Source organism: Alcaligenes pakistanensis, assembly GCF_014652815.1.
GTDB lineage: Bacteria > Pseudomonadota > Gammaproteobacteria > Burkholderiales > Burkholderiaceae_B > Alcaligenes > Alcaligenes pakistanensis.
Window position 1 is genome coordinate 42,363 of sequence record NZ_BMZN01000001.1, and the last position, 15,042, is coordinate 57,404.

Below are 15,042 nucleotides of genomic sequence, written 5' to 3' on the forward strand. Positions count from 1 at the left end.
GCGCAAAGGCATGATCAACACGCTGATGACGACCGGCACAATCGCAGCCAGCAAGAAGGATTCCAGCAAGTAATCCATAGGCCCGTTTGGACGTGGGAAAACGGCCAGACCGGCTACCAGACCACCTATCGTGCTGATGGTGGCGGTAAAGCCATCATAGCGGCGGCTGTACAGACCAAAGAAGACAGGGAAGGCGGCAGCCGAGCAGAGCAAATCCGCCAGCAAGAACAGGTAAAGCACGCTGAAGCCTTGGGCTGAGGCGTACAGCACGGGAATGGAGCAAAGCCAGATCAGGGAGCGGGACAGGCTCATCATTTGTGCCGTAGTGCGATGCGGCATGATGCGGCTCAGGTCCACCGCGATCAGGCTGGATACGGCGCTGATGGCGGTATCGGCACTGCTCATCACCAAGGACAGGCCCAGAGGGATCAAAAGCACCAGAAACCAGACGGGTACGTGCGGCAAAATGACATTGAATAGGGCCACTGAACTGTCGCCGGGCGAGCCCAGACCGACAAAAGCCAAGCCAAACAAACCCATCAAAAAGATAAAGGGGGCGACCAACAAGCCACCCAGCAGAAAGCCCCGGCGCATGGATTTCGTGTCTTTGGCGGCGTAGATACGCTGCCAATTACCCTGGTGAAATAAACCGGTCAGCAAGATGGCGACAAAAAACGTCAGGCCCGCTTTCACTCCCACCGGATCGCTTAGCTCTACCAGGCGCGGTGCTTCCAGCTTCACGCTTTCAAACAATTGCACTGGGCCACCCACGGCTTGCCAGCCAAACATCACAATCAAAAACAGCATGGGCAGGATGACAAACATCTGCACCTTGTCGGTAAAGATGGAGGCGCGCAGACCACCGTAGGAGGTGTAGATCAGTGTGGCCAGCAGCACAATGCTGGCCGTGACCCACAAGGGGATAGGCGCAATCAAGGTGATCATCTTGGACATGGCGGTGATTTCAGCGGTCATGGAGATGAACATATAAAACAGCATGATGACCAGTGTCAGCGCATACATGGGACGGCCGTAGCGGGCAATCACGAATTCGCTCAGGCTGTGGCCGCGTGGCAATAATTCGCGCATGCGCTTACCCAGCGGGATCATGGCCAGACGTGGCGACATGGAGCCGATGGCATAGCCAATGACGGCGCTCAAGCCGCCCCAACTGGCTGCCTGGGCCGGTGAAAACAGAATCCAGGCACCCAGAGATGAAGCCAGTAAAGTCAGAATAGTGGCAACGGAACTTTGGCTATTGCGAGCCACTACAAAGTCTTCCAGAGAGCTGTTGTAGTGGCGGGCGTACAGCACCCCGGCCAAAGCAAAAGCGGCAGAAAAAACGATCAGCCACAGGAGGGTGGCGGTTTGGTCCAGCATGAGATCTCCCCAAAAGCCTGTTTGAACAGGCACAAACCGGCCCGGTCGGCAGCAAGCCAACGGAAGGCGCGGGAAAATGGAGGGATTGAAATGGGGCGTGTGAGCTTGCGAATGCGCCGCACAAGAGCGGGCAGGCTGTCAGGCCGCGTTTCCTTTCCCTTCGCCGGCATGATCCGGATCAGGTTCTAAGGGTTACCGCAGCAATTGCGGAGTCTCAGCCCGTTAAGGACTCCCCCAGGAACAGGCTAGAAGAGTAGGAGAGCTTCTTTCAAATGTCAATAATACGAGTGGGGCTAATTTATGCTATGGTCTGCCCTGCGGCACGGGGTGTCCTTCAAAGCAAGGGCTGAGATAAAACCCGTCGAACCTGATCCAGCTCATACTGGCGAAGGGATGTCCGAAGCTATCGCCCTGCGTCCGAACTGGGCCGACATCCTCGCCGAATTTATGCAAGGAATGTCATGTCTGTGGAACACGTCTCGGAACTCTCCCAACAATTGGTCCTGGTCACCGGCGGCGCACGCGGTCTGGGGGCTTGCCTGGTGCGTGCCTTTGCACGTCAGGGCGCCAAGATTGTCATCAATTATCTGAAAAGCGAAGCTGCCGCTCAGGCGCTGGTGGACGAGTTCCCGCAGCAATGTCTGGCAGTGCAAGCTGATGTGACAGATGCCGCGTCGGTACAGGCTTTGTTTGCCAAGGCCCAGGCGCATTTTGGGCAGCCTATCACCACGGTCATCAACAATGCCTTGCCCGAGTTTTCCTTCAATGGCGATGCGCGTCCTCACGCCGACACGCTGCGCTGGTCGCACCTGAATCAGCAGTTGGAAGGTATCGTGGGCGGTGCTCTGAACACCACACAGGCCGCCTTGCCCGGTATGAAACAAGCTGGCTTTGGCCGCATCATCAATATCGGCACCAACCTGTTCCAAAACCCCGTTGTTCCCTATCACGACTACACCGCTGCCAAGGCCGCGCTACTGTCCATGACGCGCACCTTGTCGCACGATTTGGGGCCGGATCAGATTACCGTCAACATGATTTCGGGCGGTTTACTGCGCACGACGGATGCGTCTTCGGCCACGCCCGAAGCCGTGTTTGATTTGATCGCTGCCAGCACGCCCCTGCGTCGTGTTACGACACCTGAAGAGTTTGCGGATGCGGCTTTGTTTTTTGCAGGCCCCTGGGCACGTGCAGTAACAGGTCAGAATCTGGTGGTTGACGGCGGATTGGTGAAAAACGGATGAGGCAACTGCATTTCAACTTGTTCATTATGGGTTGCGGACATCACAAAGCAGCCTGGCGTCACCCCGATTCGCAAGTCGAGCGTTTAGGCGATGTTCGGTTTTACGAAGAACTGACCCAGATCGCTGAACGCGGCAAGCTGGATGCCATTTTCTTTGCCGATGGCCAATCCAGCGATAACGTATCTGATGGCCCACGCTGGTTTCTGGAACCCTTGACCATGATGGCTGCACTGGCTCGCGCAACAGAGCGTATCGGCCTGATCAGCACCGTCTCCAGCACCTTCTATACGCCTTTTGTGGCTGCGCGTATGTTGTGTTCGCTGGACCATGTGTCCAAGGGGCGTATGGGCTGGAACGTGGTGACCTCGATGTTCGATTCCGAGGCCCGCAATCATGGCTACGAAGCCATGCCCGACCATGCCTGGCGCTATGCGCGGGCCGAAGAATTTGTGGATACGGCCCTGCAACTGTTCGACTCCTGGAGCGATAGCGCTTTGGTGATGGACAGACAGGGGGATTATGCCAAGGTGGATCAGGTACGCCAGATCCTGCATAAAGGCGACCACTTCCTGGTGGATGGCCCCTTGACATTGCCACGCTCACCCCAAGGCCAGCCTGTATTGTTTCAAGCGGGAGCTTCTGAGCAAGGCCGCGATTTGGCAGCCCGTAAGGCCGAGGCGATTTATGCCGTGGCCTACGATTTACCCTCGTCCCAAGCCTATTACCGTGATATCAAACGACGGGTACGTGAAACGGGTCGTGGTGTGGATGTGCCGGTGATGCCAGGTTTGGTGACCTATGTGGGCTCGACCATGGAGGAGGCGCGTCGTAAACAGCAGGAGCTCGATGAACTGCTGCCCGCCGAAACCTCCTTGCGTCAACTGGGCATGTTTGTTGATCAAGACTGCATGAACTGGGAGCTGGATGCTCCTGTGCCGCCACTGCCACCGTTGGAAAGCTTCAAAGGCCCCAAGGGACGCTATGCCACTATGCTGCGCATTGTTGAAATGGAAAAACCAACCGTGCGCCAGCTATTGGGTCGCATTGCAGCCGGCGGAGGGCATTGCACCATGGTGGGGACGCCTGAATCGATTGCAGATCAAATCGAGCAATGGTGGCGTAATGAAGGTGCAGATGGCTTTAACTTGATGCCTCCTTCTTTGCCCAATGGCATTCGTGACTTTGTCGAGCAGGTCATTCCTGTTCTGCAAAAACGTGGTTTGTTCCGTCATGACTACGAGCACACCACCTTGCGTGGCCATTTAGGGCTGGAGCGCCCTGCTGCCTGATAGAACGGTGAAAGGGAAAGGCGGGCTTTTCATAGACAAATTTGTCCGCTTTTTCCCCAGGTCATGGGGCTACGAAGTTCCTGAAGTTTGCTATCCTTAATGCTTTAATTGTCGCCTGCTTAACGAGCAGCGAGCTGTATAGGGATCGCACTATGAAAACCGCCGTTATCACTGGGGCTTCCTCAGGCTTTGGGGCTGCACTTGCCCGTAAATTGGTATCTGAAGGGCACACCGTGTTGGGTCTGGCTCGCCGCCAGGACAAGCTGGATGCATTGGCAGCGGAACTGGGCGAGCGCTTTATCCCTGTCAGTGTGGATTTGACGGATCGTGCTCGCGCCGAAGCGGTCTTGACAGATCTAAGCGCCCGTTTCCCAGCTATCGACGTCCTGATCAATAATGCCGGCTTGGCGTTGGGTGTGGACAAGGCACAAGACGCCAAGATGGACCAGTGGGACACCATGGTCGCCACCAATATCAGCGCCTTGCTGCATATTACGCACGCTTTGTTGCCTGGTATGGTCAAGAACAATAAGGGCCACATTATCAACTTGGGCTCGACCGCAGGTGAATACGCTTACGCAGGCGGCAATGTGTACGGTGCTACCAAGGCTTTTGTGCATCAGCTTGGCCTGAATCTGCGCGCTGATCTGTCGGGTACCGCGGTTCGAGTATCTACCGTGGCCCCTGGCCTGTGTTCCGGCACGGATTTTTCTGCTGTGCGTTTGGGTGACAAAGATAAAGCTGCTGCGGTTTACCAGAACGTAGATGCGCTGACACCAGACGATATCGCTGACACCATTGCCTGGATCATGAATGCTCCCGCGCATATGAACGTCAACTACATCGAGCTGATGCCAGTGGCACAGAGCTTTGCGGGCTTGAGCATTCATCGCAAGGCCTAACAATCAGGCTTGATTTGATTCAGGCTGACGTCTTACACTGCAGTCGTCTTCAGGGCGGGGCGTAATTCCCCACCGGCGGTAAGGGAGTTTCTCCCAAGCCCGCGAGCGCTTTCCATTAGGGAAAGGTCAGCAGATCAGGTGCGAAGCCTGAGCCGACGGTTAGAGTCCGGATGAAAGAAGATGAAGCATCGCTGCCCTATACCTGACGCAGCGACGTGTTTTATTGCTGCCCGGAGGACGCATTGTTTAATCAAGGATGCGTTCAAATGAAAAAAACCAATACTTTCTCCCGCTTAGTCGCTGATCTTTTGCGTCAACACGGCAAAGGAGCGTACTAATGTATACCGGCATAGTTCAAGCTGTTCGACCCCTTAACGCCGTCAAGGTTGAAACAGGTCGTACCGAATTTGAAATTGAGTTCACCGAAGCGCTGCTGGACGAGCTGAAGCTAGGCGCTAGCGTCAGCGTTGAAGGCACATGCCTGAGCGTGACCAGCATTACCGGCTCCAAAGTAAAGTTTGACGCGATTCCGGTAACGCTGGAGCGGACCAATCTAGGTGGTCTTAAGACGGGTGACTTGGTCAATATCGAACGATCGGCCAAGTTGAACGAGGAAATTGGCGGTCATGTAATGGCTGGCCATATCGCTACGATGGCGGAGGTCCTGGAGCTAAGCCTTACCGAGGAAGGCAACCGGCTACGTTTTCGTATGCCAGAAGCGTGGGCAAAATACGTGTTTCCGCGCGGTTTTCTGGGCGTCAATGGTTGCAGCTTGACGGTGGCTGACGTGGATGATGGCGTTGTGACGATCAACCTGATTCCCGAAACCTTGCGACAGACAACATTCTCTCGCTACAAGGCGGGCGATTTGCTCAACATCGAGGTGGATCAACAGACCGTTGTTTTGGTTGATGTGCTAGAGCGTACTGTTGCGGGAACCTTGTCACGGGTCTTGCCTGCTTTTAAAAACTGATTGAAACCCGCAATATAGACAAAGAGCCGCATTCGTTATGATTGACGGCTCTTTTTGATGCTTGCAGGACTTAGGTGAACGCAGCGCTACAAGAGGGCGGCTGTTAAGCTTGTTCGCTTAATTTCTGCTGCTTGCTCGGCACGACTTGATTTCCCCTTACTTTTGCTCCAAACAGCGCAACACAAAATCAGCCCGATTTTCCACCGTTGTTTTGGGTAGCACGCACACCTTATATCCTAACAGCGGGTAGATACGTTCCAGACGCTCGTATTCATGAAGCGCGGCCTGCATGCCGTGACGACGTTCAGGATCAGCGGTATAGATTTCTGGCCAGGGCGGCGTTAAAAACACCAGCGGATGATAGGGGCAGGTGCTGCTTAATGGCTCCAACACAGGTTCGCCGCTTAGCTCTTGCAAGGCCGCCGCCGCATCCAACAGCCCGCGATCAAAAAATGTCCAGTGGCCGTCACGCGGCGCGTTTAAATAGTCAGCCTGTGCAGTCTTGACCGCTTCCTCCAGAAATGCCTTCATATCTAGCCAGGGCAGGGCGGTACCGCCCTTACGCAGTTGTTCTTGCACAATGCGTCTCCCAGGCTCTTGAATCCCCGGATAGCCACGCTCTTGTAAAGCTGACAATAAGGTTGATTTACCGCCGCCGGAGCAGCCGGAAATAAGGACAAAGGAATTCATAAAGAGTAGGAGGTCAGGTGCTTGTGGAAACGGGTTTAAGCCCCGAAACTGAAGCCGGATGTAGGGATGTAGGGATGTAGGGATGTAGGGATTGAATAGCTATGGTGGGAGCACCTTGAACAGGCATCCGCGAAGATAGAATAAGTGTAGCGCACTTAAGAAGAAGCCCCCCGCACCGTCAAGCAGTAGCAGATTAGAGGCTAACCTAGAAACCATAAAATGCAATTAACGGAAAAGAGTTTTAAACATTGAAAAGCAAGTCTCCAACAAAAGGGGGACGACTTAGCCTGCTGCGCGCTTAGCTACTCGCAGTACTTAAAGGGGGGTAATATCCAACACGCAATAATAGCCATACGAGTCACCAAGAGAGAAAAATGGACCAAGCTGAAACCTGCACAAACTTTGTTAGTGGCAAAGTTAGACTAATTTTGCAGATAGAGGGCCTCGCTGTTTTATGCTTGGCCTTATTCGCATACGGAAAATTTGGAATGGGTTGGGGCGTATTCGCGATCTTCTTTTTAGTCCCTGATATTTCCTTATTCGGCTACGCACTTGGCCCCAAGATTGGTTCAGCCCTATACAAAACGGCTCACTCCTACCTGATTCCATTGTTGATTTTAGGAGTCAGCCTGTATTTGAAGGAACCAAGTCTATTAGCAGCTGGCCTGATCTGGACGGCTCATATCGGCTTTGATCGCATGTTAGGTTACGGTCTTAAATACGGGGCGGGCTTCGGTGTTACCCATTTAGGACTCATCGGGCGGCACAGGAAAACGCCTTGAGTAGCCCGCACTGATTGCTGAGGTATTAGAGAGACATAACTTTTTAAGGCCACAGCGCCAGAAGCACCGTCCCTTTATTATTGGAAATGCTGTACAAGGCCTCATACCTCGACAAAGCACCTCAAATAAAAACGCCGATAATCCCACAGGACAATCGGCGTTTTTTATACTTCATCAGTCTCTTGAAAGAGGGCTATCACCCTTAGGCTGACAACTTCTCAACCTTCGCTGGCAGACCTTGGCGCACCGCAGCGCCCGACACCCAGTCAATCCAGACGTTGTCCTGACCATTGCCACGTGTTGGGTCAGCAAAACCCAGTTCGTTCAGGTTTACGCCTGCCGCCAAATCTGTCAGGTAAGGCATCGCTTCACCATCAATCTGGTGCGAGCGTGCGCCCAGCTCGGTATGGCCAAAGCCGTGTTCGATAGCAATCGCGCCGCGCATAATACCGCCGCGTACCAAAGCAACTCCGTCAACTGTGCCTCCTGGAGTACTGACACGAATACGGTCGCCGTTCCGGATACCCAGATTCTTCGCATCATCCAGGTTCAAGGAAATCGGATTATGCGGGTGTACCTGGCGCAGACGAGACATGCCGATAGACATGGAGCTCATCAGATTGGATTTGTACGAACTCATCAGCAACGGCCACTCTTGTTCAGAGAAGTGTTCGCGCATAGGGCTGCCGTCAGCCAGACGGGTCGGGTACCAAGTGGGGCAGCCACTCAATCGCTCGCCCGTCATAGTGTGACGCATCTTGGCCAAATCTTCGTTCCAGATCTGCAAGGCATTGTCGTAACGGTTTTTCAGCTGATTGCCTTTCCAGGCGTTCTCGATGCGGTCGAATCGGCCACCTCGTGTTAGCAACATGGCTACTTTGCGCTGTTCTTCAGGGTGTAAACGTGATTGCAGGTCCGGGTAAAGGCGATCTACACCCGTCATACGCATATCATCGTCGGAGGCATCGCCAACCGGACGACCCGCACCAAAAGCGATGTTGGCCATGCCGCGCAAGTAAAAGTCTTCAGCACGCAGCAAATCGTGTGGATTACCTGCTTTATCTTTCAGAACGCCTTTACCAAAACCGGGCAATTCCAGTCGCAAGGCCACGGCGAACAAGAAACTTTCCAGATTGATCGGCTGTCCATCGGCCGTACGGTCCACGCGGGGCTGCATTACAGGCCAGCGCAAGGTGGAAGATTTGGCGATAACGTCTGCCCAGGGGGCCGATACCCCCCAGCTTTCGTACGTAACCGTATCCGGCACGATGTAGTCGGCGTAGGCGTTCGTTTCGTTGATGAAGGGGTTAATCGAGATCGACAAAGGCAGGACGGCCGGGTCTTTCAGCTTGTGCAGCAACGCATTTTTAAAGCCTGCAATCGCATAGACCGGGTTGCTCATGTGGTTGATCCACACTTTGCTGGTGTAGGGATAGCCATTCAGGCCAGAAGCAATCATTTCGCTGCTCAAGGCGCCGACCGCTGGGTACCAGGGAGCTGGAGCAGGGTACAAAGCTTCCCCATTGGCCTGACGACGCTTGAACTCACTGGATTTTTCGTACGCGAAACGATGACGCGACAGGGAAACACCTTTGGCCGTCATTTTGCCGGGGAATTGGGCAAAGTTGTAGCGCGGGCCAGGGCCGAAAGGACCAAATGGACCTGCATCCAGTACTAAACCACCCTTCAGATTCAGGTTACCCACCAAGGTATTCAACATGGCAATCGCGTAAGCCGTGTAGAAACCAGAGCCATTCATAGTGCCGCCGTGTGCATCGGCCACAGCTTGACGGCCGTAGCTGGTGAACTCACGAGCCAGCTCAATCAAGGTTTCTTCGTCCATGCCGCAACCTTTGGCGTAATCGGCAATGGATTTTTCCTGACTACGCTCACGCAGCATGTGCAAGGCGGTACAGACACGGATGTCCTGGCCGTCCAGCGCCACGGTACGATCAACAAACAAGGTGGCACGATCCAAATCTGTATGAGCACGCAGCTCGCCTTGCTCGTCCAGAACCACAAAGGGCGACTCGGCACCTTCAGCCACTTCCCAGCCTAGATCGGTGCCGCGTAAATAGCGGCCAAAACCAAGGTGTTTGGGATCGGCAATCAGTAAATGCGTGGCATTCGTCCAGGAAGCGATGCTGTCATCCTGCTCGCTGGGGGGGTGGGGCAGGGACAAGTGTTCAGTATCAAAGCGCTCTTGCTCCAGAATCCAACGCAACATCCCCATCACCAAAGACAAGTCTGTGCCGGGCAGAACGGGCTGCCAGCGGTTACCACTACCGGAGGCCAAGCTGGAGGAGGTGGGCAAAATAGGGGAGACGACTACGTACTGAAAGGGGTGTTCTGGACGCGAACGGGCTTCTGCCAGTTCACGGCCTTGGCGCTGGAAGGGGTTGCCGGATTGAGCCGGCGCAGCACCAATAAACAAACCGAAACGGGCATTTTTCCAATCAGGCTTACCGTGTGGCATGCCTTTAATGTCACCCATCGCGGCACCCGTACCAACACGGAAGCTTTGACCGCAGTAAGAGCCATGATTACTGACGTTGATCGTGCCAAAAGCTTGTTCGGCAAAGCGTTTGACCAGCGGCGTACGGCCTTCGTTGGCGGCATCTGTGAACAGCAACTGATTGGCCAGGGGCCCAAACTCTGGGTTTTGCGGATCAATCAGGGTTTCGTGATCCCAAATGGCACGTAAACCATCGACCTGACCTTCTTTGAACAGATCGCCACCTTCACAGACCTCTTCAATCAGTTGTTCAAAGCTGATGCGCTGCCATTGACCCGAACCGCGAGGCCCAACGCGCTTTAATGGCGACAGAACACGATAAGGACTGCTGTGCTGTTCCAGCATGGAAGCACCACGAGCACAGGCGCTGGCGCGGCCTTCCAGACCATTTTCACCGCCCAGCATGGCGTAAACCTCGCGCACCGGCAGGTCCATCGGCGCAGATTGAGTCGTGGCCAAGGGGTGATAGGGATTGCCGGCAATACGCAGAATTTTGTTGTTCTCCGTATCGATACGTACGCGCACGCCGCACTGTGTCCAGCAGCCCAGACAGCTGGAAGGGCTAACAATCTGACCGGGCTGCGTATCCAGCAGGCCCGTAATCGGATCAATGCGAAACTCGGTTTGCAAGGAGTTGCCACGGGTTGCGTGGGCAGTTGGAGCCCCAGCAGTGCCTTTACCCAGACCTTGTACTGCTTTAACGACAGTGTCGCTATAACCGGCTGCAAAGGCAGCCAGACCACCCACAGCGACGCCGCCGCGGGTCAAGACCTGTCGACGCGACAGGTTAGGGGTTTCTTTTTTCTTGCTCATGACGATAAGTACCTGAAAGCTAATTAATCTGCGGGGCTTAAGCCGTCAAGGAAGAACGACGGGCCGGGAACAGAGAAAGCAGGGTGGTGCTCGCGGCGAGCAAGGCAATACACAAGCCCAACACACCGAGCATACCCAGCAGACCATCGCTGCCTAAGGGCATGGTGTAGAGATACAAACCGGCGCCGTATTTAGGGACACCTTGTACCGCCATGAAAATAATCCAACGAAACACCCAGGCAGAGCCGAGCAGAAAAGCCGCACACAGCAAGCTGTAGAAATTGCCTTGCAAGGTGCTGACAGGGCGGCTGAGCATGTACAGAATCAACAGACCAAAAATGGAAGAACCCAGCAAGCCCAAACGCCAGACGGGATAGATCTGGAATAGTTCCCAGGCTGCGCCAAAAGAATGGCTATAACCCATAAGGCCGGTGCCTACCCAGAACAGAGCCACGACGATCAAGGCTAAGACCACGCCCAGCGACCAGCGGCGCACATACTCCAGCGGCAAACCCGCTACACCACCGGGCAAGAACCGGGCTACCAGCAAGATCGCCCCCAGGCTGGCCAGCGCGGCGGTCAAGGCGAAGTTAACGGGCAGGAACGCGGTATTCCACAAAGGACGCGAACGCAGCACCATTACTTCAAAACCGCTGTAGACCAGAATAGACAAGGCCGACACCAGCAAAGCCAGACTCAACCAGCTCCACAAAGCACGTTTGTTCAGCCACCAAGCCAAGACGTTGGCTACGGACAAACCGACAAACAATGGCAGCAGGATAGCGCCCAGTGACATCCAGGACCAAGGCGTGAAATAGGCATAGAAGTGCCAGAAACGTCCTGGCTGATGTAGGTCAGCCAGCAAAGAGACTGGTGCGGCAATGCTGCTGCACAGCAGCACAATCATCAGCGCGGGCTCCAGCCGACGCAAGGCGCTGTCATTGGACCAAGCGCACCGCCATACCCAGACGGTGCTGGTGGCGGCCATACCGACGAGGAAGAAGTATTGAACCGCCCAAGGTAGCCAGGCAACTTCGTAGGCGGGCGTCAGAATTTCGATAATAGACATAAAGGCCCCTTAGAACTGATTGGTCAGGCGCACACTGGCCTGGCCATCCACACCATCGACGAACTCATCGGGTAAACCGATGTAGAACACATGCGGGTTGGTGTTCATGCCGGGTTTGAGTACACGAATTTCCTCTTTGTGCTCTTTGAGTAAATGAGAAATCGTGCTGGTTTCATCGTTCATATCGCCAATAACCCGCGCGCCACCCACACAACTTTCTACACAGGCTGGCAGCAGGCCCACTTCCAGGCGGTGCTCGCAGAAGGTGCATTTGTCGGCAGTTTGCGTTTCATGGTTAATGAAGCGGGCATCGTAAGGGCAAGCCTGGACACAGTAGGCACAGCCGACACATCGCTCGTTATCGACCAGCACCACACCGTCTTCACGCTGAAAGGTCGCCTGTACCGGACAGACCGGCACACAGGGCGGGTTGTCGCAATGATTACAGAGACGCGGCAGGCTCAGCATGGCCGCCTGCTGCTGTTCATCGAGCACTTCATATTGCAGAACCGTGGTGCGGAACTGCCCAATAGGCGGTGCATTTTCGATAGAACAGCTGACCGTACAGGCCTGGCAACCGATACATTTTCTTAAATCAACCACCATGCCGTAGCGGGCCCCATCTTTCCCGCCGCTACGTCGTGGAGGTTGGCTGTTCATTGCAGCATGAACAGGCTGGATAGGAATGATGGTGGCACCGGCACTCAGGCCCAGCAATTCCTTAAGAAAACGTCGCTTGCCCTTTTGGGGCTCGGCGCTTTGAATCATGTGTTTTCCTTTTTTTGCTTGGGTTTAACCCATTTACATTATTTGTAGTTATAAGCATATGAAGAATATGAAGGTCTGGTCTTGATGAAGGTCAAAAAGAACATTTAAAGGTTGAAATGTTGACGCACGCCTATATTTTTCAGGCGTAAAAAAACGCCCCTCCGTATTTAGGAGGGGCGTTATATACCTATCTTGTAGGGGAGAAGGGCTTAGAACGTTCCGCTTAGTCCCAGGAAAAAAGTGCGGCCGGGCTGGTTGAAGGTGTGGGCACCGGCGCCGTAGATGTAGTTGGGGGTTCCCAGGTTCACACCAATGGCATTACCGCGACGATAGAGGCGTTTGTCGAAAAGGTTGTCAACACCTGCATTGATACGGAAGTGCTTGTTGACCTTGTACTGCGTGCTTAAGCCGAACAGAGCGTAAGGAGAAACCTTATCCGTTGCCGAGCCCGTCAACGGCTGACCGTAGTAATCGTATTTAGGCGGTTTTTGCTCGCCATAGAAAGTTGCCTTGGCGCGTAAAGACCAGTCGGCGTTCACGTTCCAATCCAAGGTGGTGTTGATGGTGTACTTGGGAATGGTGGACAGCGCTTCATCAGTGGTCTTGTTTTTGGACTCGATCATGTAGGTAAAGTTGGTGGACCACAGCCAGTGCTCGGCTAAAGGCAGTGTCAGGTTACCTTCCAGGCCGGATACCACGGCTTTAGGAATGTTTTCCCACTGAAGAATTAACTGCTGGTTGTTCAAAGCAGTAAAGCTATTCGTGGCAAAACGGCCTGCCTCAACTTTATTACGGTAATCGTTATGGAAGTAGGTCAGGCTGGCACCCAAACCATCATCCCCCACATACTCGACACCCAGCTCTTTATTGATGCTGGTTTCAGCCTTCAGGTCAGAGTTCCCTTGCAGGAAGCAACCCGTCGTACTGGAGGTTGTATTGCCCCAGCAGCCATTTCCCAGGCTGTATAAGGTATAGCCATCATTGCTTTGATACAGGTTAGGTGCTTTGTAGGCACGGGCAATACCGGCTTTAAGCAGCCAGTTATCAGTCACTGCGTGCGACAGGTTCAGGGACGGGCTCCAGTTGCTGCCGTGCTTGTCGTGATAATCAAAGCGCAGACCGGGGGTAATCGTGGTTTTGTCGGTAGCGTAGATATTGTTTTCGGCAAAAACCGAATAAATATTGGCGCGTGACTTGGCTTTGTAGCTATTGGGCACGCCAGGGATACGAGTGGGGTTACGTTGCGCCAAATCCGATGATTTGTCGTTCAATTCCTGACCTACCCATTCCATGCCCAGAGTGGCGTACTGCTCCACGCTGCCTGTTTTGAATTGATGGCTGGCTTCCGCGTGGGCCGTCAGCGTGGTCAAATCAACCGTTCCGAAGCCGCCGTCGTTAACGCGGGATGGATCGTTAAAGGCCCCTTCGGTACCACCCGCCAAACCTTCCAGTAGCCTATAGTTCCGCGTTTTTTCGTATTGAAAATACGCCAAGGAGTCCGTCTTTTCGTTCCAGTCGCCACGGTGCGTCAAGGAATAACTTTGACGATACATCTTGTTGGTTTCATCGCCGATCTGACGTTTCACTTCGTCATTGGTATTCGTGTTCTGGGTGTCGCCCGTGTAAATATTCCCCTGGCGGCTATAAGAGGCTTCCAGATCCACGGTTTGGCGGCTATCCGGACGCCAGGACAGCAAACCATTGATGTCCTTGTTACGCACACCTTCACGACCGGCAGGCAGGCTGTTGGCATTGCCGCCGCCACGCTCAGTCTGATGCCCCTTATTGATCTCCGGATCATCCGAGTCCGTCTTGTTTAAATTCCCGTACAAGCGGAAGGACAGCGATTCGCTGATTGGGCCACTTAAACCAAAGCTCATGCGCCGGCTTGCGCCTTCATCGCTATGCTCGGGCAGGTTGCCGTATAGGGAGTAGGTGCCCTGAAACGTATCCGTCGTGGGTTTGGTGATGATATTGACCACACCACCGGCTGCACCGTTACCGTAGCGGGCAGCTGCCGGGCCGCGCAGCACTTCCACGCGCTCAATCTGTTCTGCAGGTACCCAGTTGGTGTCACCGCGCGAATCGCGCTCACCACGCCAGCCAAAACGCACGGCAGAGCGCGAGCTGACGGGTTTGCCGTCAATCAGAATCATCGTGTTTTCCGGGCCCATGCCGCGGATGTCGATCTGTCGATTATTACCGCGCTGGCCGCTGGCCGAGTTCCCGGTCAGATTCACGCCAGGCATGGTACGCAAGACTTCGGAAATATCGTTGGCAGGCGGGGACTTTTGTATGTCTTCCGCCGTAATGATGGAAGAACCCAGCGTTTGCTTCAGTTCCTGCTCGGCCTTGACGACGATGCGGTCTAACTCGTCCACCTGTTGAGCATGGGTCTGATAGGGGAAGGCCAACAATAAAGCCACTGCCAGACTGCTTAACGGCATAAAAGATGCGCCGCTAGGCAGCAGGCGCATAGCGGCGAGAGACGAGGACAGCGACATAGTAAACACCCGGTAATAATGAGATTGATTCTTGATTATAGACAGAGGGATCAATCTTGCAGGGTGGCAATCTCGTAAATCCAACACATAGGACAAGACAAATTCAGCCTGAT

General features: G+C 54.2%; 11 protein-coding genes and 3 riboswitches. Of the genes, 5 read left to right on the forward strand and 6 right to left on the reverse strand.

Translation table 11 applies throughout. The features are described from left to right. Positions 1-1,380: sodium:solute symporter family protein (locus tag IE156_RS00220; protein WP_189390492.1), on the reverse strand; the 1,380-nt coding region annotated here is incomplete at its 3' end. Between the two features lie 137 nt (positions 1,381-1,517). Then, a riboswitch (TPP riboswitch) is annotated at positions 1,518-1,626 on the reverse strand. Positions 1,627-1,693: 67 nt separating this feature from the next. Next, a riboswitch (TPP riboswitch) is annotated at positions 1,694-1,791 on the forward strand. 50 nt (positions 1,792-1,841) lie between these two features. Between IE156_RS00220 and IE156_RS00225 the strand changes: the two genes are divergently transcribed. The 4 genes from IE156_RS00225 to IE156_RS00240 all read left to right on the forward strand — a co-directional run bounded on the left by IE156_RS00225 (position 1,842) and on the right by IE156_RS00240 (position 5,788). Continuing rightward, complete coding sequence (locus IE156_RS00225; RefSeq protein WP_189390493.1) at positions 1,842-2,624, forward strand: 3-oxoacyl-ACP reductase; 783 nt, start codon at positions 1,842-1,844, stop codon at positions 2,622-2,624. Then, positions 2,621-3,913 carry an LLM class flavin-dependent oxidoreductase gene (locus IE156_RS00230; protein ID WP_189390494.1) on the forward strand — a complete coding sequence of 431 codons (1,293 nt, stop codon included), beginning with the start codon at positions 2,621-2,623 and terminating at the stop codon, positions 3,911-3,913. Before IE156_RS00225 ends, IE156_RS00230 begins: the two co-directional genes overlap by 4 nt. Before the next feature lie 152 nt (positions 3,914-4,065). Next, entirely contained in the window at positions 4,066-4,815 is a 750-nt protein-coding gene (locus IE156_RS00235; protein ID WP_189390495.1) for an SDR family NAD(P)-dependent oxidoreductase, read from the forward strand. 41 nt (positions 4,816-4,856) lie between these two features. Beyond that, positions 4,857-5,001: riboswitch (FMN riboswitch) on the forward strand. 151 nt (positions 5,002-5,152) lie between these two features. Continuing rightward, complete coding sequence (locus IE156_RS00240; RefSeq protein ID WP_189390496.1) at positions 5,153-5,788, forward strand: riboflavin synthase subunit alpha; 636 nt, start codon at positions 5,153-5,155, stop codon at positions 5,786-5,788. 156 nt (positions 5,789-5,944) lie between these two features. Here IE156_RS00240 and IE156_RS00245 read toward each other — a convergent pair whose 3' ends face one another. After that, positions 5,945-6,478: an AAA family ATPase gene (locus IE156_RS00245; protein WP_189390497.1), complete on the reverse strand. Its 534-nt coding sequence runs from the start codon at positions 6,476-6,478 to the stop codon at positions 5,945-5,947. Positions 6,479-6,852: 374 nt separating this feature from the next. Between IE156_RS00245 and IE156_RS00250 the strand changes: the two genes are divergently transcribed. Next, positions 6,853-7,260, forward strand: coding sequence for a DUF4260 domain-containing protein (locus tag IE156_RS00250; RefSeq protein WP_189390498.1), 408 nt, complete (start codon positions 6,853-6,855; stop codon positions 7,258-7,260). A 202-nt stretch (positions 7,261-7,462) separates the two neighbouring features. Here IE156_RS00250 and IE156_RS00255 read toward each other — a convergent pair whose 3' ends face one another. From IE156_RS00255 to IE156_RS00270, 4 genes are all read right to left on the reverse strand, one after another. Continuing rightward, a complete protein-coding gene (locus IE156_RS00255; protein WP_189390499.1) occupies positions 7,463-10,588 on the reverse strand; it encodes a tetrathionate reductase subunit A in 3,126 nt (1,041 codons plus the stop codon). Positions 10,589-10,625: 37 nt separating this feature from the next. Then, positions 10,626-11,657, reverse strand: coding sequence for an NrfD/PsrC family molybdoenzyme membrane anchor subunit (gene nrfD, locus IE156_RS00260; RefSeq protein WP_189390500.1), 1,032 nt, complete (start codon positions 11,655-11,657; stop codon positions 10,626-10,628). Between the two features lie 9 nt (positions 11,658-11,666). Continuing rightward, on the reverse strand, positions 11,667-12,425 hold the full coding sequence (gene dsrO / locus IE156_RS00265) for a sulfate reduction electron transfer complex DsrMKJOP subunit DsrO (protein WP_189390501.1): 759 nt from the start codon (positions 12,423-12,425) through the stop codon (positions 11,667-11,669). A gap of 209 nt (positions 12,426-12,634) precedes the next feature. After that, positions 12,635-14,929 (reverse strand): TonB-dependent siderophore receptor, encoded by a 2,295-nt coding sequence (locus IE156_RS00270; RefSeq protein WP_189390502.1) that lies wholly within the window; start codon positions 14,927-14,929, stop codon positions 12,635-12,637. Positions 14,930-15,042: the final 113 nt, after the last annotated feature.